The sequence below is a fragment of the Mammaliicoccus sp. Q-M61 genome (assembly GCF_022386055.1).
Taxonomy (GTDB): Bacteria; Bacillota; Bacilli; order Staphylococcales; family Staphylococcaceae; genus Mammaliicoccus; species Mammaliicoccus sciuri_A.
The window spans coordinates 84,983-108,470 of the sequence record NZ_JAJNJL010000003.1; the positions used below are offsets into that span (position 1 = coordinate 84,983).

At 31.4% G+C, this 23,488-nt stretch carries 23 protein-coding genes; 17 read left to right on the forward strand and 6 right to left on the reverse strand.

Annotation, left to right across the window (positions count from 1 at the left end):
- Nucleotides 1–121 precede the first annotated feature (121 nt).
- From fdhF to LQ677_RS05790, 4 genes are all read left to right on the forward strand, one after another.
- Nucleotides 122–3,007, forward strand: a complete 2,886-nt coding sequence (gene fdhF, locus LQ677_RS05775; RefSeq protein WP_239748166.1) for a formate dehydrogenase subunit alpha — start codon at nt 122–124, stop codon at nt 3,005–3,007.
- Between the two features lie 53 nt (nt 3,008–3,060).
- Complete coding sequence (locus tag LQ677_RS05780) at nt 3,061–3,531, forward strand: helical membrane plugin domain-containing protein (protein ID WP_037589089.1); 471 nt, start codon at nt 3,061–3,063, stop codon at nt 3,529–3,531.
- Between the two features lie 125 nt (nt 3,532–3,656).
- Nucleotides 3,657–4,424, forward strand: coding sequence for an N-acetylglucosaminidase (locus LQ677_RS05785; protein ID WP_126477780.1), 768 nt, complete (start codon nt 3,657–3,659; stop codon nt 4,422–4,424).
- A 105-nt stretch (nt 4,425–4,529) separates the two neighbouring features.
- Nucleotides 4,530–5,657 carry an FAD-dependent monooxygenase gene (locus LQ677_RS05790; protein WP_191836516.1) on the forward strand — a complete coding sequence of 376 codons (1,128 nt, stop codon included), beginning with the start codon at nt 4,530–4,532 and terminating at the stop codon, nt 5,655–5,657.
- 526 nt (nt 5,658–6,183) lie between these two features.
- Here the strand turns inward: LQ677_RS05790 and LQ677_RS05795 are convergent.
- Both LQ677_RS05795 and LQ677_RS05800 read right to left on the reverse strand, forming a co-directional pair.
- Nucleotides 6,184–7,731, reverse strand: coding sequence for a solute symporter family protein (locus LQ677_RS05795; RefSeq protein WP_191836515.1), 1,548 nt, complete (start codon nt 7,729–7,731; stop codon nt 6,184–6,186).
- On the reverse strand, nt 7,728–8,039 hold the full coding sequence (locus LQ677_RS05800; RefSeq protein ID WP_037589086.1) for a DUF485 domain-containing protein: 312 nt from the start codon (nt 8,037–8,039) through the stop codon (nt 7,728–7,730). The genes LQ677_RS05795 and LQ677_RS05800 overlap by 4 nt, the downstream gene beginning before the upstream one ends.
- A 261-nt stretch (nt 8,040–8,300) precedes the next feature.
- Here LQ677_RS05800 and LQ677_RS05805 point away from each other — a divergent pair, with 261 nt between their 5' ends.
- Genes LQ677_RS05805 through gmpC form a run of 3 tightly spaced genes read left to right on the forward strand, consistent with a single transcriptional unit; the run spans nt 8,301 to nt 10,849 of the window.
- The gene (locus tag LQ677_RS05805; RefSeq protein WP_191836514.1) at nt 8,301–9,320 is read left to right on the forward strand and encodes a methionine ABC transporter ATP-binding protein; all 1,020 of its coding nucleotides are present in this window, start codon (nt 8,301–8,303) and stop codon (nt 9,318–9,320) included.
- Nucleotides 9,320–9,979 (forward strand): methionine ABC transporter permease, encoded by a 660-nt coding sequence (locus tag LQ677_RS05810; protein WP_025906863.1) that lies wholly within the window; start codon nt 9,320–9,322, stop codon nt 9,977–9,979. Before LQ677_RS05805 ends, LQ677_RS05810 begins: the two co-directional genes overlap by 1 nt.
- A 27-nt stretch (nt 9,980–10,006) precedes the next feature.
- Complete coding sequence (gene gmpC, locus LQ677_RS05815; RefSeq protein ID WP_191836513.1) at nt 10,007–10,849, forward strand: dipeptide ABC transporter glycylmethionine-binding lipoprotein; 843 nt, start codon at nt 10,007–10,009, stop codon at nt 10,847–10,849.
- A 46-nt stretch (nt 10,850–10,895) separates the two neighbouring features.
- Here the strand turns inward: gmpC and LQ677_RS05820 are convergent, their stop codons facing one another.
- The 3 genes from LQ677_RS05820 to LQ677_RS05830 form a co-directional block, all read right to left on the reverse strand.
- Nucleotides 10,896–12,185: a cation:dicarboxylate symporter family transporter gene (locus LQ677_RS05820; protein WP_037589120.1), complete on the reverse strand. Its 1,290-nt coding sequence runs from the start codon at nt 12,183–12,185 to the stop codon at nt 10,896–10,898.
- 232 nt (nt 12,186–12,417) lie between these two features.
- Nucleotides 12,418–12,816 carry a DUF4870 domain-containing protein gene (locus LQ677_RS05825; RefSeq protein WP_037589082.1) on the reverse strand — a complete coding sequence of 133 codons (399 nt, stop codon included), beginning with the start codon at nt 12,814–12,816 and terminating at the stop codon, nt 12,418–12,420.
- 144 nt (nt 12,817–12,960) lie between these two features.
- Entirely contained in the window at nt 12,961–13,521 is a 561-nt protein-coding gene (locus LQ677_RS05830; protein WP_025906859.1) for a CHAP domain-containing protein, read from the reverse strand.
- A 379-nt stretch (nt 13,522–13,900) separates the two neighbouring features.
- Between LQ677_RS05830 and nhaC the strand changes: the two genes are divergently transcribed.
- A complete protein-coding gene (nhaC, locus tag LQ677_RS05835; protein ID WP_126477738.1) occupies nt 13,901–15,301 on the forward strand; it encodes a Na+/H+ antiporter NhaC in 1,401 nt (466 codons plus the stop codon).
- Nucleotides 15,302–15,347: 46 nt separating this feature from the next.
- Here nhaC and LQ677_RS05840 read toward each other — a convergent pair whose 3' ends face one another.
- Entirely contained in the window at nt 15,348–16,127 is a 780-nt protein-coding gene (locus LQ677_RS05840) for a CHAP domain-containing protein (RefSeq protein WP_037589080.1), read from the reverse strand.
- A 488-nt stretch (nt 16,128–16,615) separates the two neighbouring features.
- Here LQ677_RS05840 and LQ677_RS05845 point away from each other — a divergent pair, with 488 nt between their 5' ends.
- From LQ677_RS05845 to LQ677_RS05885, 9 genes are all read left to right on the forward strand, one after another.
- Nucleotides 16,616–18,088: a helix-turn-helix domain-containing protein gene (locus tag LQ677_RS05845; RefSeq protein WP_239748167.1), complete on the forward strand. Its 1,473-nt coding sequence runs from the start codon at nt 16,616–16,618 to the stop codon at nt 18,086–18,088.
- A gap of 138 nt (nt 18,089–18,226) precedes the next feature.
- On the forward strand, nt 18,227–18,628 hold the full coding sequence (locus LQ677_RS05850) for a hypothetical protein (RefSeq protein WP_239748168.1): 402 nt from the start codon (nt 18,227–18,229) through the stop codon (nt 18,626–18,628).
- A gap of 14 nt (nt 18,629–18,642) precedes the next feature.
- Nucleotides 18,643–19,389, forward strand: coding sequence for a transcriptional regulator, SarA/Rot family (locus LQ677_RS05855; RefSeq protein WP_037589077.1), 747 nt, complete (start codon nt 18,643–18,645; stop codon nt 19,387–19,389).
- Nucleotides 19,390–19,419: 30 nt separating this feature from the next.
- The gene (locus tag LQ677_RS05860) at nt 19,420–19,968 is read left to right on the forward strand and encodes a tubby C-terminal domain-like protein (protein ID WP_126477740.1); all 549 of its coding nucleotides are present in this window, start codon (nt 19,420–19,422) and stop codon (nt 19,966–19,968) included.
- A gap of 26 nt (nt 19,969–19,994) precedes the next feature.
- Nucleotides 19,995–20,357 carry a hypothetical protein gene (locus tag LQ677_RS05865; RefSeq protein WP_239705365.1) on the forward strand — a complete coding sequence of 121 codons (363 nt, stop codon included), beginning with the start codon at nt 19,995–19,997 and terminating at the stop codon, nt 20,355–20,357.
- 130 nt (nt 20,358–20,487) lie between these two features.
- Nucleotides 20,488–21,540, forward strand: a complete 1,053-nt coding sequence (locus tag LQ677_RS05870) for an LLM class flavin-dependent oxidoreductase (RefSeq protein WP_037589074.1) — start codon at nt 20,488–20,490, stop codon at nt 21,538–21,540.
- On the forward strand, nt 21,540–21,893 hold the full coding sequence (locus LQ677_RS05875; protein WP_025906850.1) for a DoxX family protein: 354 nt from the start codon (nt 21,540–21,542) through the stop codon (nt 21,891–21,893). The genes LQ677_RS05870 and LQ677_RS05875 overlap by 1 nt, the downstream gene beginning before the upstream one ends.
- 418 nt (nt 21,894–22,311) lie before the next feature.
- Nucleotides 22,312–22,668 carry a transcriptional regulator, SarA/Rot family gene (locus tag LQ677_RS05880; RefSeq protein WP_037589073.1) on the forward strand — a complete coding sequence of 119 codons (357 nt, stop codon included), beginning with the start codon at nt 22,312–22,314 and terminating at the stop codon, nt 22,666–22,668.
- 147 nt (nt 22,669–22,815) lie between these two features.
- Nucleotides 22,816–23,424 carry a C39 family peptidase gene (locus tag LQ677_RS05885; RefSeq protein ID WP_191836512.1) on the forward strand — a complete coding sequence of 203 codons (609 nt, stop codon included), beginning with the start codon at nt 22,816–22,818 and terminating at the stop codon, nt 23,422–23,424.
- The last annotated feature ends 64 nt before the right edge of the window (nt 23,425–23,488 follow it).

Below are 23,488 nucleotides of genomic sequence, written 5' to 3' on the forward strand. Positions count from 1 at the left end.
TAAGTATAACAATTATTTGCAATTGTAAAATTACAAAATTATAATCAAAAGTAAGCCGTTTCATTTAATAATGAATTTGTTTGGCTTTTTTGGGCATAATTTCATAGAGGGGGTAATCAATATGCAAGAACATCAGGTTATAACAATTGATGGTAAAGATTTTCTTGTAGAAGAGGGCATGAGGCTATTGGATTTTATTAAAGCTGAAAAGTTATCTTTTGTTCCGTCTATATGCTACAACGAATCTTTAGGACCAATTGAAACGTGTGACTCATGTGTCGTCGAAGTTAATGGGCAACTTCAACGTGCATGTAGTACGATGATTGAGAATGGCATGGTTGTAAATACACAACTTGAATCCGTGAAATCAGCTCAGAAACAAGCATTGGACAGAGTGCTTGAACACCATGAATTATATTGTACAGTTTGTGATTATAATAATGGCAATTGCGAAATTCATAATACAATGGGTGAATTTGGTTTAGAACATCAATCTAATCCATTTCAATCTAAAGGTTATGAAAAAGATTTTGGGGCATTTTATAGATATGATCCAGATCAATGTATTCTATGCGGTAGATGTGTAGAAGTATGCCAAGATGTACAAGTGAACGAAACATTGACAATTGATTGGGAAAGAAAACAACCTAGAGTTATTTGGGACAATGATCGTGCGATTGATGAATCAAGTTGTGTGAACTGTGGACAATGTGTAACAGTATGTCCTTGTAATGCTTTGATGGAAAATAACATGCTAGGTAATGCAGGCTATATGACTGATCAAGAACCTGGCTTATTACGTTCGATGATTGAACTCACTAAAAAAGCTGAAACTGGATATGGACCACTGTTTGCGATTTCTGATTCAGAAGCGGCGATGCGAGAAGATGTCATTAAAAAGACGAAAACAGTATGTACTTACTGTGGTGTAGGTTGCTCATTTGATGTTTGGACAAAAGATAGAGAAATATTAAGAGTGTTACCACATGAAGATTCTCCAGCAAATCATATTTCTACGTGTGTTAAAGGGAAATTTGCATGGGACTATGTGAATTCTGAAGATAGATTAACGAAACCTTTAGTTAGAAAAGAAGGCTATTTCCAAGAAGTTGAATGGGACGAAGCTTTAAGAGTGATCAGTACCCGATTTTCTCAAATTAAAAATCAATACGGTAAAGATGCATTAGCGTTTATTTCATCTTCTAAATGTACAAATGAAGAATCTTATTTAATGCAGAAATTAGCGAGACAAGTTATTGGGACGCATAATGTCGATAATTGTTCAAGGTATTGTCAATCACCAGCTACTCAAGGATTGTTTAGAACAGTAGGTTACGGTGGCGATTCAGGTTCAATTGAAGATTTAGAAAAAGCTAAAATGGTCATTACTATTGGTACAAACACAGCTGAAGCACATCCAGTTATTGCGAGTAGAATTAAACGTGCACATAAATTATTGGGACAAAAATTATATGTATTTGATATTAGAAAACATGAGATGGCTGAACGTGCAGATAAATTTTATCAACCAAATCCTGGTACAGATTTAGTTTGGCTATCAGCTGTAACAAAATATATTATCGACCAAAATTGGCACGATGAAGCTTTTATCAATAAATGGGTTAATGATTTTGATAGTTATTATGAGAGTCTTAATACATTTACGTTAGAGTATGCAGAAAGTCTAACGGGCATTAGTCAAACAGAACTTAAACATATTGCTAAACAAGTTGCAGAAACTGAATCTCTATCCATCTGTTGGGCAATGGGTGTAACGCAACATCGTATCGGTAGTGATACAAGTACAGCTATTTCTAACTTATTATTAGTGACAGGGAATTATATGAGACCTGGCACAGGTGCTTATCCACTAAGAGGTCACAACAATGTTCAAGGATGTAGTGATATGGGCAGTATGCCTAACACATTCCCAGGATATCAAGATGTCTCTGATGATGAAGTGAGACATAAATTTGAACAAGCTTGGCAAGTTTCGCTCGATTCAGAAAGAGGGTTGGACAACCATCAAATGATAGATAGTATACATGAAGGTACATTACACTCACTTTATATTAAAGGTGAAGATACAGGTGTTGTAGACGCTAATATCAATTATGTCAGATCAGCATTTGAGAAAATTGATTTCTTAGTCGTTCAAGATTTATTTTTATCAAAAACAGCCGAATTTGCGGATGTTGTCTTACCAGCATCTCCTTCATTAGAAAAAGATGGTACATTTACAAACACTGAAAGACGCGTTCAAAGAATCAATAAAGCATTAGACACGCTTGGAGATTCTAAACCAGACTGGGAAATCATTCAATTAATTGCTCAGTCACTTGGCGCAGATTGGGATTATCAACATCCTAGTGAAATATGGTATGAAGCACAATCACTCATGCCTTTAGTCAAAGGTATTACGTATGATCGTTTAGAAGGATTTGATAGTTTACAATGGCCAATGAATGATGATGGCACTGATACACCATTATTATATACAGAAAGATTTAATTTCCCTGATGGCAAAGCTAGACTTTATCCATTGTCATTTAATGTTGAATCTAAAAAGACTAAAGAAATGTCATTACACGTTAACAATGGACGTGTCTTAGAACATTTCCATGAAGGTAATATGACTTATCAAGTACCAGGTTTAAAATATAAATTGCCTAGAAACTTCTGTGAAATTTCTAAAGAACTTGCTGAAGAACACGGTATCGAAAATGGTGCGAGAGTTAAAGTAACTTCTAAAGTAGGTACAGTAGAAGTGAATGTGCAAGTAACAGACAGAGTAGCAGGTAATAATATTTATATTCCATTAAATGATCAGAATGAAGGTGCACCTAACTTTGTAACAGATAGTGATGTTGATAAAGATACAAATACACCAGCATATAAAGATAATTATGCGAAGTTAGAAGTTGTCACTAAAAAAGGCAAATCACCTATACCTAAACATAATTCACGTTTTGGTAATAGACAGCCACAGATTAGTGTGAGAGTATAAGATAAGTGGGCGAAATCTAGTTATACATTCCCTAGTAAAGGTGGCGATTTATAATGGGTGAAAGAGTTAAAGTGATTAAGAAAATTCATAAAAGTAGAGAATATATAATTGAAGAAAATATGAATGACATTAAATCACGATTATCAGATCGAAAAATTGCCATTGAAAAAGGGATTGATATACTCGATGCACTGGAAGAAGCGGAAGCACTGGATGCTTTTCATGCAGCCATTGTGCAACGTAAAATCATTACAAAAAATATCGTCAATGAACTGAATAAAGAACAATATGAAGGTATTTTAGGAAATCTGGGACAAGTTCTATTTCTATTAGGAGAGCTAGATATAGAAGAAACATCGACTTTCGTGAGAAGAATTAATAACGGTATGAAAGTAGCGAATAGGGCTAATCCTTATAAGAAGACTTCTGTAACAGATTTATTAGGTGCACTTAAAGATCCAGAAATTAATCAAAGTGTAACGTTATTATTGAACTTCTTAAAAGGTATGAGTAGAGAAGAGTGAGACAGATTTCTGTCTCGCTCTTATTTTTTTTGAAAACATTTCGTTGAAATTTAAGAAAATATAAGATAAGTTAAAACAGTAACAATGCTTATACAAATAGAAGAGGTGTGAATATTATTAACTTTTTGAGAGAAAGGTTTTCTTTAATTTTAGGGCTCACAATTATTATTATATTTATTGTTTTATTATTTATTTTTGAGTCTCCTTTTTTTAAAAATCATCAAACACATACTTATGAAGAAGCGCTTGAAATTCAAACGCAAAGTGATGCACCAGCCGTTACACAAAAGGACAATAAATTTGTGTATGCTGATAAAAAAGAAATCGATAAATTTATGGATATCGACAAAAGTCAGACAGACTTTCAATTCATAGATATATCTAAAAAAGTAGATGTATCAGAAAAACAAGTTAAAGAAATTTTAAAAGATAAAGGCATATTAAAAGGTAAAGAAAAAGCTTTTATAGATGCTCAAGAAAAATATGATGTCAATGTCATATACTTGATGAGCCATGCTTTTATCGAAACTGGCAATGGTAATTCTGAATTGGCTAGTGGTGTCAAAATGTCCAACGGTAAAACATTCTATAATTTTTATGGAATCGGGGCATTTGATCAAGATGCTGTAGAAACGGGTAGTAGTTATGCGCGTAAAAAAGGTTGGACTTCTCCAGAAAAAGCTATAAATGGAGGCGCTGAATTTATTAAAAAGGATTATCTTAACAATGGGCAAGACACATTATATAAAATGAGATGGAACCCTTATAATCCTGGACAACACTTATATGCAACAGATGTGAATTGGGCAACTAGTATCGGTAAAATTATGGAAGGTTATTATGATGACCATAATTTGAAAAAATCAAAAGTCCATAAAGACTATTACAAATAAAGTTTACCCCTAGTTCAATATGAACTGGGGGTAAAGATATGTAAGGATTCATGTTAAAATAAAGCTTATAATCAAATTTTTATTTCAAAGAAAGTAGTGAACAAAATGAAAATTGCTGTAATTGGGGCAGGCATCGGTGGGTTAACGACTGCTGGATTACTAACTCAAACGGGACATGAAGTTTATGTTTATGAACAACGTAGAAATTTAGACCAAGATGGTGCTGGTCTAGGCATTGGAAGTAATGTCCTTAAAGCATTGAAACAATATAAAATGGCATATGCAATTGAGCAAGAAGGCCAGCCATTAAGAAAAATAGAAATTAGATCTGATTTAGATGAATTTTTAAATTCATTAATGATGAATCAAGATGAACATAAAAATATTACGATTCATAGAAAAGTGTTACATGAAATCTTAAAAACACATGTACCAACAGATAATATTTATTTAAATCACGAAGTTAAAACATTTAAGCAAACAGCTGACGATGTACGTCTTTATTTTACAAATGGTTTAGAAGAACAATTTGACTTAGTAATTGCAGCAGATGGTATACATTCAAAAGTAAGAACACAACTGTATCCAAAATCATCACCTAAGTACGCTGGGTACACTTGTTTCAGAGGTGTTGTAAACGAGAAGTTAAATATCGAACAAGATGTTACTTTAGAATATTGGGGACATAAAGGAAGATTTGGCATTGTACCTTTAAAAGACAACGAATTATACTGGTTCTGTACAATGAATGCTAAAGAAAATGATTTACAATTTAAGTCATTTGAGAAACCACATCTTCAAGCATACTTCAATCAATTCCCAGATGAAGTAAGAACTGTATTAGATGCACAAGAAGAAACAGGCATACTACATCATGATATGTATGACTTAGTTCCATTGAAATCTTTCGTTTCAAATAGAGTAGTTCTATTAGGTGACGCAGCACATGCAACAACACCGAACATGGGACAAGGTGCAGGCCAAGCAATAGAAGATGCCGTAACATTAGTTAATTTAATTAACGATCGAGATATAGAATCAGCCTTAAAACGATATGATAAGTTAAGAACGAAACATACTAAAAAAGTCATCTTAAAATCAAGAAAAATCGGTAAAGCAGCACAATCATCAAGTACTTTAAAAATTAAAATGAGAAATAAAATGCTTAAACAAAAATCTTCAAAATCACTTAGCAAAAAAGTGAAGTTCTTACAAAAAGCAAAATTAAAATAAGAAAAAACCGCTTAGACACGATGGATGTCTAAGCGGTTTTTGACATTAAATAGGTTAGTTGGTTGATTTAATTACCAGAATTCTGAGAAATGGTAGTTAGAATTGTCTAATTAGGGACATTTCTCGGAATTGTGTCTCTAACATCACTCCTTAGGGACATTATTCGGAATTGTGTCTCTAACAGCACTCCTTAGGGACATTACTCAGAATTGTGTCCCTAACAGCACTCCTTAGGGACATTACTCAGAATTGTGTCCCCAACACGACCTCTTAGGGACATTTCTCGGAATTGTGTCTCTAACAGCACTTCTTAGGGACATTTCTCGGAATTGTGTCTCTAACAGCACTTCTTAGGGACATTATTTGGAATTATGTCTCTAACAGCACTCCTTAGGGACATTATTTGTAATTGTGTCCCTAACACAGCCCATTAGGGACATTACTCAGAATTGTGTCTCTAACACCGCCCGTTACGGACATTTCTCAGAATTCTGTCCCTAAATACTTCCACAACACTATCTAATTTTTAATGTGTAATATCTGAAGTTGATATTCCGGTTGCTGATTTAACTTGAACTTCTTGGAATTTATCATGTGATTCTGATTTACCTAGGAATGTTCCTAAAAATGCTCCAATAAAGCCTGCTGGTACTGATATGATTGCAGGGTTTGATAATGGGAATATTGGCGACATTGTTATAAATGCTGTTCCTGCTGGATTCATGACATTTGGACTTAGAATAACGAGTATAAGTGACATGATTAAGCCGACAGCGATTCCTGTGATTGCACCGTGTGTGTTAAATCTCTTCCAAAATATCGTAAATACAATGACAGGTAAGTTAGCACTTGCTGCGACACAAAATGCTAATGATACTAAGAATGCCACGTTTAAATTTTGAGCAAATAAGGCTAATATAATGGATACAACTGAAACGGTTAATGAAGCTAATTTTGCTGCTTTCATCTGTTCACGTTCGCTTATTTTACCTTTTTTAATAACTTGCCCGTAAATATCATGTGCGAATGCAGACGCGCCTGTTAATACTAAACCTGCTACTACTGCTAAAATCGTCGCAAATGCAACGGCAGAAACAAATGACATTAAGAAATCTCCACCTAATTTTGCTGCTAATAATGGAGCTGCCATATTACCTGCAGGGTTAGCTGCAATAATTTCTTCACGTGTTAATAATGCTGCTGCACCAAATCCAAGGAAGATTGTTAAAATGTAGAAGATACCGATAATCCATGTTGCCCACATTACAGAAGATCTTGCCGTTTTAGCATCTTTAACTGTAAAGAATCTCATCAATATGTGTGGTAAACCAGCTGTACCAAAGAGTAACGCAATAATTAATGAGATGTTATCTAATGGTGGTTTACCTTGTGAACCTGGATTAATAAATTCACCTTTGAAATCTGATGACTTAATGTTATGCATTTCACCAAACATCGTAGAAAGATTGAAGTCAAAATGTAATAACACTAAAAATGAAATAATTACTGTACCTATCATAAGTAATACCGCTTTAACCATTTGTACCCAACTTGTTGCTGTCATACCACCAAATAATACGTAAATAGTCATCATAATACCAACTAGAATAACAGCGAGTGTATAAGGTATACCAAATAGTAATTGAATAAGTGCACCTGCTCCAACGAGTTGTGCAAGCATGTAGAAAATAACTATTGTAATAGAAGAAACTGCAGCCATAGCTCTTACTTTTTTTAATTCAAATCGTGCTGCAATCATATCTGCTAAAGTATATTTACCAAGGTTTCTTAATGGCTCAGCTACGATGTATAACACAATAAGATAAGCTGTTAAATAACCAATACTATAGAAGAAACCATCAAACCCCCATAATGCGATGGCACCTGCTATACCTAAAAATGATGCGGCTGATAAATAATCACCTGCGATTGCCAAACCATTTTGCCAACCTGTTAAGCCGCCACCAGCAGTGTAGAAGTCATTTGCTGATTGCGTTCTTTTAGATGCAAAATATGTAATAAATAATGTGATCCCGACAAATATTAAAAACATAACGACAACGATGACATTCATAAGTTTTGCTCCTCTCTATATGCTTTTAATAGTTCCTCAGCATCTTTATCAAAAGATTTTGCTTTTCGCATGTACAAAGTGACAAGTGTCCAAACCATAATGAATAATAATAAAGCGTAAATCCATGCCCATGAAATATTCCAAAATGCAATATTATTCAAGATGTTTGTATAACCAGTCAACACTGGAAATAGGAGTGTTGCCAAAATAAAGAATATAGAGATAGGAAATATAAAACTATTTCTTTTTTTCAGAAGTTCTTTAAACTTTGGATCTGCTGCTAAACGCTTGAAATCATGCTCTGCCATACTCATAACCCCCTTAATTATAGATGTAAAAATACATCTTAATTTTCATTTTATTTGTTGTTCACAAAGTTGTCAATAATTTATTGATAGCGCTTACATTTATAAAAATTCATTAAGAAAATGTTAATCAATCATTAAAGAGAAAAAATACAATCCAAATAAATGAATATTTAGAAAAATTTGATTATAAGTATTGACGATAAATGGAAACACCCATATAATTCTTATCATATTAATAAGAATTCGGAAGGGATAAATAAGATGATTGAATTTAAAAATGTAAATAAAATTTTCCAGCAAAAGAATTCTGAAATCCAAGCTTTAAAAGATGTCAGTTTTAAAGTCGAAGAACAAGATATTTTTGGCGTAATTGGATATAGTGGTGCAGGAAAAAGTACGTTAATAAGACTTGTTAATGCTTTGGAAGAGAAAACAACGGGAGAGGTCATTGTTAATGGCCATGACATCAATCAATATTCAAAGAAAGAATTACAAAGCGTTAAGAAGAATATCGGCATGATATTTCAACATTTCAATTTATTAAATTCTAAGACAGTATTTAATAATGTTGCGATGCCACTTATTTTGCAAGGTACAAGTAAAGAAAAAATTAAAGCCAAAGTAGATGAACTATTAAAGTTTGTTGGACTACAGGATAAAGGGAAGCAATATCCTAATGAACTATCTGGAGGACAAAAACAAAGAGTGGCTATTGCAAGAGCACTCGTGACAGATCCAAAAATATTATTATGTGACGAAGCAACTAGTGCACTTGACCCGGCAACGACAGATTCTATATTGAAATTATTAAAAAATGTCAATGAAGAATTTGGAGTCACAATTCTACTGATTACACATGAAATGAGTGTGATACAAAAGATTTGTAACAAAGTCGCAGTCATGGAAAATGGAAGAGTTATCGAAATTGGACCTGTATTAGATGTCTTTAGTCACCCTAAAACAGCTACAGCTAAGAATTTTGTATCTACCGTTATTACAACAGATATATCAGATAATTTAAGAAAGTTAATACCGACTGATCAACATGCAACAGACATTAAATTATACATAGATGGAGAGAAAGTGACACAATCCATCATTAATGATTTAATTACAAAATATCAAGTTCAAATTAATGTCTTGTTTGCTTCAATGTCAGATATTCAAGGCACACCAGTAGGGTACTTAACGTTACGTCTGAAGGGTGACGATAGTGCAATTAGAAGAAGTTTTGCCCATTTAGATTCATTAAATATAGAATTTGAGGAGGTTGGTGCATAATGTTCGGATCATCATTAGATTCTTCACTATTGTTAGATTCTATATATCAAACTTTATATATGGTAACTGTGTCACTTGTATTAGGTGCATTAATCGGTATTCCATTAGGCATTTTGTTAGTGATTACTAGAAAAAACGGTATATGGGAAAATGTCATCATTTATTATTTACTTAATCCAATTATTAATATATTTAGATCTTTACCTTTCATTATATTATTAATTGCGATTGTACCTTTTACGAAATTAATTGTAGGTACTTCAATAGGTACATCTGCAGCAATTGTACCACTGACTGTTTATGTTGCACCTTACATAGCAAGATTAGTTGAAAACTCATTATTAGAAGTTAATTCTGGTGTTATTGAAGCTGCACATTCAATGGGTGCTTCACCCATTCAAATTATTAGATATTTCTTATTACCAGAAGCACTAGGGTCATTAATCTTAGCATTAACGACTTCAATTATTGGTTTAATTGGTGCTACTGCAATGGCCGGTGCAGTTGGTGGTGGCGGAATAGGTGACTTAGCACTTGCATATGGCTATCAAAGATTTGATACAATCGTCATCGTTATCACCGTTATTATACTTGTTATTATGGTACAAGTTATTCAATCTCTAGGTAATGTCTTATCTAGATTAGTACGCAGAAGTTAAATATTTTAATATAAAGGAGCAATTCAAATGAAGAAAGTCTTAACATTATTAGTAGCATTAGTATTATTACTCGCAGCATGTGGAGATAAGAAAGACGACAAGAAAGTAACAATTGGTATCGCATCAAATGACACAGCAGTTTGGGACAAAGTAAAAGAATTAGCTAAAAAAGATGGTATTGAAGTTGAAATCAAACAGTTTTCAGACTACAATGTTCCAAATAAAGCTTTATCAGACGGAGATATTGATTTAAATGCCTTCCAACATTTCGCATTTTTAGATCAATTTAAGAAAGCAAATAAAGGTACAGATATTACTCCAATAAGAACGACAGTGTTTGCGCCATTAGGTATATATTCTAAAGAATTAAAAGATGTTAAAGATTTAAAAAATGGTGCTAAAGTCGTAATTCCAAATGATGTTTCAAACCAAGCAAGAGCGTTAAAATTATTAGAAAAAGCAGGTTACATTAAATTAGATAAGAACTTCGGTTTAAGTGGTGGACCTAAAGACATTGTTGAGAATAAAAAGAATTTAAACATTAAAGCTGTAGATGCACAACAAACAGCGAGAGCATTAGATGAAGTGGATATTGCTGTTATCAATAATGGTGTAGCTTCAAAAGCTGGATTAGATCCTAAAAACGACCCTATCTTCTTAGAAGATCCAGATGCTAATGCAGCTAAACCTTATATCAACTTTATCGCAGCAAATACAAAAGACAAAGATAATAAAACATATAAGAAAATTGCGGAATTATATCATTCAGAAGAAGCTAAAGATGCTTTAAAAGAAGATACTAAAGACGGAGAAATTGTTGTTGATTTAAAACAAGATGAAATTAAAGAAATTGTGGATTCACTTAAATAAATTAAAATAAAAAGATTCGGCTCCCCTTAGCCGAATCTTTTTTATTTTATGCTTTTTTTAATGTTTTTAAATATTCTTGACCTTTTTCATGATCATATTTGTTTTCCCATTTAGAGATTACAATTGTTGATAACGCGTTACCTACAACATTGACACATGTTCTAGTCATATCTAATAGTCTGTCTATACCGATAATTAATGCAAGTCCTTCTGGATTTAATCCCATAGACCCTAATGTTGTAATAAGAACAACTATAGAAGTACCAGGTACAGCTGCCATACCTTTAGATGTAATCATTAATGTAAACATTAATATTAACTGTTCAACAAGCGTTAAATGAACACCATACATCTGAGCAACAAATAATGCTGCGATTGATTGGTATAAAGCTGATCCATCAAGGTTAAATGTATATCCTGTTGGTACTACAAATGAAACAATATCTTTTGGTGCACCGAACTTTTCCATTTTTTCCATGACTGATGGTAGAACCGTTTCTGAACTTGAAGTTGAGAACGCTAACAATAAGTCGTCTTTTAATATGCGAATAATAGAGAATACGCTGATACCACAAATTTTTGCGACAATCCCTAATACAACAATAATAAAGAATACCATTGCACCTACAACAACAGCTAATAACTTAACTAATGGAATTAAAGCAGATAATCCAAATGTCATAATCGTTACACAGATAAAAGCAAATACACCATATGGCGCTAATCGTAATATTCTATGTATCATCCAGAATACAGCTTCTAATGTTCCGCTTAATACATCTTTAACTGGTTGACCTTTTTCACCAACAGCAGCGATTGCTAATCCGAAGAATACTGCAAAGAATATAATAGGTAGTAATTCTCCAGCTGTTAAAGCTTCAAATATATTTGTAGGTATGATGCTAACTATAGTATCTATCATATGGTTACCATAAGTAGACTTTTCTGCAGCATCAGCAGTTTGTTCATATTTAGAAATATCACCTTTAGGTAATTTGTTTGCGTCTATACCTAATCCAGGTTTGAATAAGTTTCCGAATATAATGCCCAACCCAATTGCAATTGTCGTGATAATTTCAAAGTATAAAATCGTTTTCCAACCATATCTACCAACTGTATGCATATCACCAACGTTTGAAATTGATAATGCTAATGAACAGAATACAATTGGAATAACAATCATTTTAATAAGATTTAAAAAGATATCTCCAATAGGTCGAATGAATTTAATTAAATGGTCTTGTCCGTGTAAAAAGTATCCTACCACAACACCTAATACTAAAGCGATTAATATTTGTGTCGGTAAGCTTATATATCTTCTTCTCGGTTTTTTAATTTTTTGATCCAAAAAAACTCCTCCTTTAAAGCACTGTAGTGATAAAGTACAAAAAAAATTATGCCTTTCCATAAAAATGGAACTGCACAAATAACGTTTAAAAAGGGGATTCATAAAATACGTCACTCTTAAGATTATAAGAGTATACGTCATTCTATCACGAATTTTAATTTTAGTATTTAATCAGTTTTACTATAAAAAAGGAAAATAACACTTTCAAAAATTGAAAGTGTTATTTGATCATACGAATTGATAATGGTGGTAAATAAGTTTCTCCATTGTATGCTTTGATAGCACCAATAACCGTAAAGACAAAAGCTAAAATAGCTAATATTGGTATTAAAATAAAACCTACTAATATTAAACATAATAGGGAAGCAACAAGCCCCCAAATCGTATATGAAATAAAGAAGTTTAAATAATCTTTACCAATTCTATCAACGAATGGAGAGTTCTCTCTTTTAATTAACCAAATGATAAGTGGCGCAAAGAATGAAGCAAAGAAACTTGTTAAGTATATAAGCATACCGAATAATCTATCATCATCAGTTGTATCAACGTGTTGTGATACTTCTTCATATGTTGAATGTGTTGAAGTTTGTTGAAATGGATTTTGTTCGTTTTCACGCATGTATAATCCCTCCTAACTTAATTCAAGTATACATTTTTTTACCGTTGCCGCCAAACAATAATATAAATTAATTATTTTATAAACAAAAAAGGAGATCTAGACAATAATATGTCCAGTCTCCATATACATGATATTCAATTAATCTTAGTGAATGTAGTTGTAAGAACCAGCTTCTGAAGCTGAGATAGTACGAGTTGATACGACACCTTCACCTTGGTAGTTCATTTCAGAAACTTCAACGCTACCGTCAGAGTTTACATTTTCAACGTATGCTACGTGTCCGTAAGCACCAGCTGTTGATTGTAAGATTGAACCTTTTTTAGGTGTGTTATTTACTGTGTAACCATCTGCTGCTGCGTTTGCTGCCCATTGGTTAGCATTTCCCCAAGTTGAGCTAATTGGTTCTCCAGCTGCTTGTCTTTTATCAAATACATAATAAGTACATTGTCCAGCAGTGTATAAGTTAGCTGATGAACTTGTAGTTTGAGTTGCAGTTTGTGTTACTGATGAAGTAAATGATTGACTCATGTTTGAAGTGTTGTAATTTTGGCTATAGTTATTAGTATAGTTAAAGTTTTGAGTTTGAGTTTGGTTTTGGACTGGAGCTTGAGCGTTATCGAAAGTATCTGCTGAAGCTTCACCATTTCCAATTATTGTTGTTGCTAATCCCGTAGATAATACTGCGAATGCTGTTAATTTTTTCATTATAAATAATCCTCCGTAAATTTCGTATATGTTTTAAATTTAAATTTTAGTTTTGTTTGTGTCGTTTTCCGACGACAAATAATACTTTAACAGATGTTTTTATGTTTGTGTGTGTTTTCATACACTTGTTACTTAATCATAATCAGATACAATATTTTAGTAATATTTATGACCAATTATGACAAACAGTAATATAGAAAATATACCGATAATATAAGGTTTTACGGTGAATTTTTAGAAAATTAATGTCATTTGCTTGTAATATTTATGTTAAGGATTAAAACATTGAAAAAGAGTAGTTAGCAAATTATTTGCGACTACTTTTTTCATATATTAAATAATATGGTTAGTTTTCTAAGTATATTGAAGGGGGCATTATATGAAGAGATTACCAACTTTATTTGAAGCAATTTCTACGATTTTATTTATGGGGCTAGTCGTATTGATTGGTTTTGGGATTTTACATTATCCAATTCAGCCTTTATTAATTATTGCAGCGGTTTATGCGAGCTTTATAGCCATTAGAGTAGGCTTAACTTGGGAAGACTTACAAGATGGTATTACAAAGAGGCTAGCAACTGCAATGCCAGCTATATACATAATATTTGCAGTCGGTATTTTAATAGGTACGTGGATGTATTCAGGCACTGTACCTGCTTTAATTTATTATGGTTTAGAAACGATCAATCCGACATACTTTTTAGTAACTGCATTTGTCATAACAGCCGTTACATCTGTCGCTACAGGTACTGCATGGGGATCAGTAGGTACAGCTGGTATAGCATTAATGGCGATTGCCAATGAAATGAATATTCCGATAGGTATGGTTGCAGGTGTTGTAATAGCAGGTGGTGTGTTTGGAGATAAAATGTCACCACTTTCTGATACGACCAATTTAGCTGCATTAGTAACGAAAGTAAATATCTTTAGGCATATCCAACATATGATGTGGACGACAATACCTGCATCAATTATTGGGCTTATTATATGGTTTATAGCAGGCTTACAATTTGATGCTAAAAATGTAGAAAGCAAAAGAATAAATGAATTGCTGAGTAATATTGATACAGCTTTTAATTTAAACTTTTGGGTATGGGTACCAGTTATTGTTATAGTCTTAGGTATTAGTATAGGAAAACCTACTGTACCGATGATGTTATTATCTAGTTTAGTCGCAATGTTTGTAGGTGTGTTTAATAATGGATTTGAAATAGTAGATGCATTTAATGTAACGATGCAAGGTTTCAATATCAATATGACAGGCTTAGCTGAAAGTGATGCATCAAGTTCAATGGTAGAACTGTTACAACGAGGTGGCATTATGAGTATGACTGAAATTGTTGTAACGATTTTCTGCGGTTATGCATTTGCGGGTATTGTAGAAGCATCTGGCAGTTTAAAAGTTATTTTAACGACAATATCTAGTAAAGTCTCTAAAGATTCACATTTGATATTAGTTACGATAGCGGGAAGCTTAATACTGGTATTTGCAGCTGGTGTTGCATCTGTCGTAATTATTATGATAGGTGTATTGTTAATGGACATGTATAATGAACGTAATTTAGATCGTGTAAACTTATCAAGAACGCTAGAAGATTGTGGGACAATGGTATTGCCATTTATCCCATGGGGAACATCAGGTATATATTATCGTGATTTATTGGGTGTTTCGTTAGGAGATTTCTTCTGGTGGGCTGTACCATGTTATTTATGTGTGTTCTTTGCAGCATTTTATGGTATAACAGGTATCGGTATCAAAAAAGTAAAAACAAATGCATAAAAAAAGAGCAATCGCAATGATTGCTCTTTTTTTATTTATATTCATCTTAGTGAATGTAGTTGTAAGAACCAGCTGCTGAAGCTGAGATTGTACGAGTTGAAACAACACCTACACCTTGGTAGTTCATTTCAGAAACTTGAATAGAACCGTCAGAGTTTACTTTATCTACGTAAGCAACGTGACCGTATCCACCAGCTGTAGTTTGTAATACTGAACCTGCAGATGGTTTGTTATTTACTGTGTAACCAGATTGTGCTGCTGCGTTAGCCCAGTTATTAGCATTTCCCCAAGTGCTACCTAAGTCAGGACGTTTGCTGAATGCATAGTAAGTACATTGTCCTGCAGTGTATAAGTTAGCTCCTCCACCAGTTGATGGGCGAGAAGTTGATGTAGTTGTAGTGCTTACATTTGAACTTGAGTTTGATGTAGTTGCTGTATGGTTGCTAGTTGATGGTGCTTGTGTAGTTGTTACACGAACATTGTTTTGGTTTGAAGATGTGTTATGAGAATCTCCTAAACCACCACCATTTGGTGCAGCATTGAATGCTGGTTGTGAATAATTTGTATTTGAAGCTGCTTCGTTATTTGAAGAAGCAGTGTTAGTTGCTACTTGTTGTTGAGCTTGGTAACCGTAATGAGATGATGGATTCCAGTTACCTTCCCAAGTGTAGTGGTAGTTACCTTGTTGGTCAATTGTGTAATTGTAAGAATAAGAATATGGATCGTTTGGATTATATCCTTGTGTATTTTCTGCTGCATCTGCGTCATGTGCCATAAATGTTGCGATTCCTGCTGTTGCGATTGCTGCTGTTGCGATTTTCTTCATAATAAATAAATCCTCCTAGATAATTTAAAAATAATTTTTTCGTATATGTTTTATGTTTTTTTTCTAATAAGTTTTTTCTTCGCTGTTAATCAACAAAACCTACTTTATCAGAAATAGTTTAGTTTGTGTTGAATGTTAAAGCTTTGTAATTTAATTTAAATATCTAAAGATTTCATGTAATAATTCCGAACATTTTACACTGAATAAAGAACGTTATAATACCAACGTTTTTAAGCACTTTTAGTTACTAAACAGGATTCTTTGTTACACGTTTGTAATATTTAAGACATAATAAAATAATTGACTTTGGATAATAATACGAAAAATTATATCCAATAAATAAAAGAATATTGCTTCTGAAGGATTAAAATAAGTACAAAATTTCATAATAAAAAGTCAAGAATAAAGTATTTTTAGTAATATTTGTTGAATTATAATTATCGTGAATAGTAAATAAAGATGTTTCATAAGGAATTGAGGTGTTTGACATGTTATATGATAGTAATTTTAAAATTTACCAACCTTTAAATATTAAATCTGATTTTAATATGGGGTTATTACTTCTATTTGTAATAGAAGGAAGTAGTAAAATCTATATCAATGGAAAAATAAGAGTTTATCGAAAAAATGAAATTATCATCATTAATGATTTAGAACATTATCGTATCTATTCTAAAGAGGATACTGTTATAGCAAGTTTATATTTATCAAGATGTGAACTAGATTACTTTTTTCAATTTGATAAAAAGTATTATATTGATGTAGATAAACTTGATTACAAAGCGCTTAGGTTTTATATGAACAAGGTGCTCGTCAATTACTTTAAATATAAAAATAATAAAGATAGAAATGTGATTAATGCAATTAAGCAATTGATGATGACATTGAGGTTATATAGGATTGTAGATGAAGATCATGATTACTTTTTAAATAATGATATACATAAAGCAATCAATTATATGTATGAAAATTATAAAGAAAAATTATATATAGGTGAAGTTGCGACGAATTGTATTTTATCAGTGAGATGGTTTTCAGAAAATCTAGAAGAAATAACGGATATGAGATTTATAGGACTTAGAAAAAGTATACGTTTATCTTATGCCGTATTTGACTTGATCTATTCAAAGAAATCTATTACACAAATTGCGGGGGATAATGGATTTACTTACGAATCGAACTTTATAGAAAGTTTTAGAGAAAAGTATCACATAACGCCAGCGAAATATCGAAAGCAACTGACCAATGATCAGTACTATCCATTTAGTAATGAACGAACAATTCTTCTTAAAAATTATGAAAAGATATCTCATCGTATAAAGGAGTTATCTACCAATGTTGTAGATTATGTTAGTTCAGATATTCATATAGATACACAATCAACATCAAAGATTCCAACTTCAAATTTATTAATATATATCAGTAACATTGAAACATTAACTAATAATTTTCAGCAATCAAAGTTATTAACGATGAGAAGAGAAATTGGGCAATTTGGATTATTGTTTTCGCATCACTTACTTAATGGACTTTTAAACGAATCGAATTTTGAAAGTAATAGATTGATGCATCAAATGTTTTCATTCTCATTAGAACACCAATTTGAGATTTCATTTGAAATAAATTTATCTAGAACTGAAAATTTAGAAGTGTTTACAGATAAATTTAAGCGACTATTAAATTATTTAATTGATTGTACGTACTATTATGGACAGAGGCAGTTTCATTTCTATTTAAATATGACATATTACCAATATAATCATGTTTATAAAATGATAAATGAAACATTGAAAGATTCAAAAGTAACGTTAATTTTGAATGATTACGATAAATACTTAGCTAATCAAATGACACATATAATAGATGGAAATAACCAAATTGCATGCAAAGTTTACAATGAATTAGTCTCCGACAGAGAAATAACTACTATATTAAAGAATAATTCTTCGTTAAATATCTAATATCAACCGACAACCCCTAATCGAATCGAATCACTTATTGAAACATTTAAATGGTGTTTAGAGTATAAGCAAAGAATTTCAATTATTATAGATGATACTTGGATTGATAGTATGATACCTTCACAGAGCAGTCACCTTATGATCAAAGAATTACAATTAAATAAAGAAAGTCAGTATCAGTTATTTGAATTAATCTTAACTTTAAAAAGATTAAGAGGAAATATCGTGTTTTTTAATGACAATATTGTAATTACGCATTATTTAAATGAATATCAGCTATTAATTTTTCCAAATAATAAACTGTTTAATAAGCTGCATCAAAAACTAAATATTACTGGATTGAACATTGAGGATATTGAGTATAGAATTCACGATATTTGTATTAAACGTAATAAGCCAATTAATCAGCATTTTAATGAAGAAACTGGTAATAAGATAAATACAATAAATTTTGAGAAAGAGTTAAGAAAATTAGTAATAGATTATGATTCTTCAGCTGATGTCATTAAGCATATCTATATAAAACAAAAAATAAAATAAGGTGGTATTGAGCTATGACTGAATATAAGAACGAATTATTGAAATTAAATTATTTAAATTTTCAAGTGAAGAAAATACTAAAGAAAAATTACGCATTAAATATTTATCATTTAAAAATTTTGCAGTTTATTAACGATAATCAAAATAGAAGAAAATATACAGCTCTAGATTTTAAAGAAGTACTTCGTATTAATCAAACGATGTTAACTCATGTCATATCCTATTTACATGATTTGAACTATTATAAAAAAGAACGATTAAAGCAAGATGAGAGAAAAATCATTATAATAGTAGAAACTCGTCACAAATCGAAAATATCTCAATTAATTAATCAAATAGAAATGGATCTTCAGCATAATTTAAATGAGATTTATCCAGACTTAAATATGGATTGTTTCGTTGATTATGTGATAGAGGTTAATCGTGTGATGAATGATATACATCTCAGTATCAATCATGAATATAGAATGAACATCGATCAATTTATGATTTTATTATTTATAGAGATGTCTAAAAATGGATGTAGAACATTAAAAGATATTAAAGATCAGTTTGGATGGGATTTAGTAAAAATCAATAAATCTATAAAGGCACTTGTAAAGTTAAACTATCTTGATAAAGAAAGATCAAATACAGATGAACGAATTGTATTAGTTTCAATTAAGAAGGATAAAGAAAAGTTGATTAAATTAATGATAGAAAATGTACTAAAATCACAAAATATTAAAGATGGTGAACAAAATTTAGCTATGGTAGAATGAGCATAATAACAACTCATTCAGGAGGTTAATATGTCACATTTTCATTTCAAAGAAAACTTTTTCGGTGCATCAACAAAACCAATCGAAGTCTATGATGAACACAATAATCCTGCATTTATACTAAGCTTATATTATACGTCCACTAGACAAGAAACATTTGCGTTGTTAGGAAGAAAGAAACATAATTTTATGATTGAATTTGAAGGCGGCACTTTTAAAGTGTTACAAGAAAGATCGATTGAAGGAAAGTTAAAGACACCTTTTAAAACTGTTTGGGAAGTATTTAAGAACGATACTAAAATAGGTACATTCGAAACAAAAATTGGATTTAAACCTAGAATAATATTTAATGGTGAAAAAAACGATACTTTATTGTTTGAATCAGGGTTTATATCTAGATCTGTAAAAGTAACAGATGAAGCAAATAATTTAGTCATGGAGACTAAGTCTGAAAGATTTAAAATTGCATCCAATCATAATATTGAAATTGTTAATTCAAAATATCATCCTGCAATGTTAATCATGCTATTCCAAGTATTTTTTGAGTATCAGGAATATCAAAGAAGTAAATCTAATTAATTGATAAATGAAGGGGATCGTTTACGTTGTTTAAATTTTTTAAGAGAGAACAACTGAATCAAGATATTACGCATGAAATATCTGAAATAGATGGCATGACTATTGTTGATGCGTATTATATACAAGATGATCAAGTTGAATTATATAAACAAGACCGTGAAAGATATAGTGATGCATTAATTTATATTTTGAGTCAATATTTTTCAGACGTTGATAGAATGTTTGAAGGTAGTGAAGATGGAGAAGCAATTGTTGCATTTCAAAACGGAGAACCTAAAAAATGTATTTATTTAAATCCAGAAACAATCGATCAGTTAAGGATTTATGAACAAGAGATGCCTTTAAAACAGTCTATTATCAAGTTATGCAATTTAGAAAATAATCATTAAACAAAAAAAGTAGCACACAAACTTCTACAGAAGTTCATGCGCTACTTTTTTATTTTGATTAATATTATTGACAAATGACAATTTAGTACTATAATTATATCTAGTATAATAATTATATCGAGGTGAGAACATGAAATTTGAATTAGGATTATCATCATTTGCTGAAATCTCTCCAATTAATGGTGTGGACAAACCTTTCCCTGCACATGAAAGAATTAATCAAATTGTTGAAGAAATTAAGCTAGCTGATCAAGTAGGATTAGATATTTATGGATTAGGGGAGCACCATAGAGAAGATTATGCAGTATCAGATCCAGTTACAGTATTAGCAGCAGCGGCTAGTCAAACTAAAAACATTAGATTGTCATCAGCAGTAACAGTATTATCATCTGACGATCCTGTTAGGGTCTATCAAAGATTCGCTACATTAGATGCGATTAGTAACGGTAGAGCAGAAATTATGGCAGGTAGAGGATCATTTATTGAGTCGTTTCCACTTTTCGGATATGACTTAAAAGATTACGATTTACTTTATAAAGAAAAATTAGATTTATTAATGCAAATTAATGAAAATGAAACCGTGACTTGGCAAGGACAAACAAGAGCTGCAATTGATCATTTAAAAGTATTTCCAAGAGCAGTTCAAGATAAATTACCTATTTGGTTAGCAACTGGAGGTAATCCAGAATCTTCTATGAGAGCAGGAAAATTGGGATTACCTATCACTTATGCTATTATAGGAGGGGCGCCAAGTCGTTTTAAACGTAATGTGGCAATGTACAAAGCTGTTGCTGAATCAAATGGTTTTGATACATCTAAATTACCTGTAGCGACACACTCATGGGGTTACATTGCTGAAACTGATGAACAAGCTATGGAAGAATATTATCCATCAAGTGCATATGTTATAAATCAATTAGGCCGAGAACGTGGATGGCCACCGTATTCAATGGAAAAATTCGAACAAGAAATTGTTCATGGTGCATTGTTTGTTGGAAGTCCTGAAACAGTTGCAGCTAAAATTATTAAACTGCATGAAGATTTAGGTATTAATCGATTTATGTTACATTTACCAGTAGGCTCTATGCCACATGAAAAAGTATTAAAATCTATTCAACTATTAGGTGAGCAAGTTAAACCGATTGTAGATGAATATATGAAAAATAAGGAGGAAATTAAGTAATGTTAAGATATTTATTAAATGTATATGTAGGTAAACAAATTTTTGATTCAAGTCAACCAAAAGTGAAAGATGACGACGGTATGGCTCAACAATTCGAAGAAGGATTCGGCCTTTCAAGAAATGCTATGAAATTAGCTGGTGGACTTGAATTAGTAGGTTCTATCTTCTTATTCTTAAGTGCTTGCAACAAATCTTTATCAAGATTAGGTTCAGTACTTGTAGGTTCGGTTATGACAGTTGCAGCATATAAACACTATGAAGCTGGACATGGCTTTAAAGGTGCTAAACATGCTTTGACACTTTTAGGTTTATCTGCATTAAGTTTCGTTGATACATTAGGTAAGAAAAAATAATATACAATCTTTAAATCTGGTACATTAAGATGTACCAGATTTTTTGTTTTAAACAAAATTAGGAAAATGCAAAAGAAAATCTGCCATCATCATTATTATATATTATTCAATTTATGGTAGGAATTCTTTATATTTAAAAAGTAATATTTTTTTAAAATGTCATAAATAAAAACTATATACACAGGTAATTTTTTTGTAAAATGTACGCTGTAAGGCTTGATATATAAGGGTTTTTCGTAAAGTTGGAAATGTTGAAAAGTGATTGTTTGAAAATTTATTGAATGTTTTTAAAAGTCATTATAAAATAATAAATATTATTAAATCATTGTGTTGAAAGGGAAAAATGCTATAGATACTAAAGATTGCACAATATACCAATTCAACTATTTATTAGATTATTTTAAGGAGTTGATTTGCAATGGAATCAGTATCAGTACCAATCAGAAACATCGTTGAATTAGTTGTTACAACTAGGAAATCAAAAGATTATATCGCAAATATCAAAAGTCAATTTGCACTCTCGTTTGAAGAAATATATATTTTAGTTTATATATATAAAGGAGAAAAAGATTGTTACAACGTTAAAGATATCATTAAACAATCTAAATTTAAGCCATATTATATTTCAAAAGCCGTGCAAAACTTAAAAGAAAAAGGACTTATTTCTAAAAAGAGAAATGATCAAGATGAGAGAACAGTTGCGTTACAAGTATCAAAAGTTCAACATAAAAAGATAAAAAAATTATTAATGGAAATTGAAGCTGAAATACTATAATAATATCGAGAAGCGGGATAAAGAAATCTTTTTAGTAAAAGATGCTCTGTCCCGCTTTTTCATACTATGTAGTTAAATGTTAAATGATATATTATATGTATAAACAAACGAATTTATTTAAGAAGATATCGTAAAAGGAGAACCTCTATGGGCGAATTATTAAATGTTAAACCGAAAAGTCAATTATTTCCTATACCAATGGTTATGGGGTGTGAAGGTACGGCAAGTTCGATGCTGCTTAATTTCTATAATAAAGATATTAATGCAACGACTATTATGAGAAAGTGGCCAACACATTCAGATAACCCAGAAAAGGGATATGTAGGCAATCATTTTCTAATCAAATTTGGACATCATCAAACTATTTTTCCGAATGTACTTGCAGAATTTCTAAATAGATATGATTCAGAAATTATTGATGGTACGGGTACTGAACTTGAAGATCTAGAGAAGATAATTGATAAAGGTCATCCGGTTGTAATATATCATACGACATTAGGAGCTAAACCGATTCGCAAAATTTTTAAAATCGGTGATAAAGGTAAATCCTATGTTACAAATATCCATGTAACTTTATTAATTGGATATGATGATGAGTATTACTATTATATAGATCCTTTATGGAAGCAAATACTGGGATATGCATATATACCAGCATTATGGCCATCCAAATATCAAATTATCAAAATGAAAAAAAATAAAATGAAGATGAGTTATAATACGCCAGGAAAAATGTGTATTTACAAAAAAATATAATTATTTTTAAAATATTATGTCATAATGTTGTAACATTTGTTATGATATGGTTATAAATTTTAAA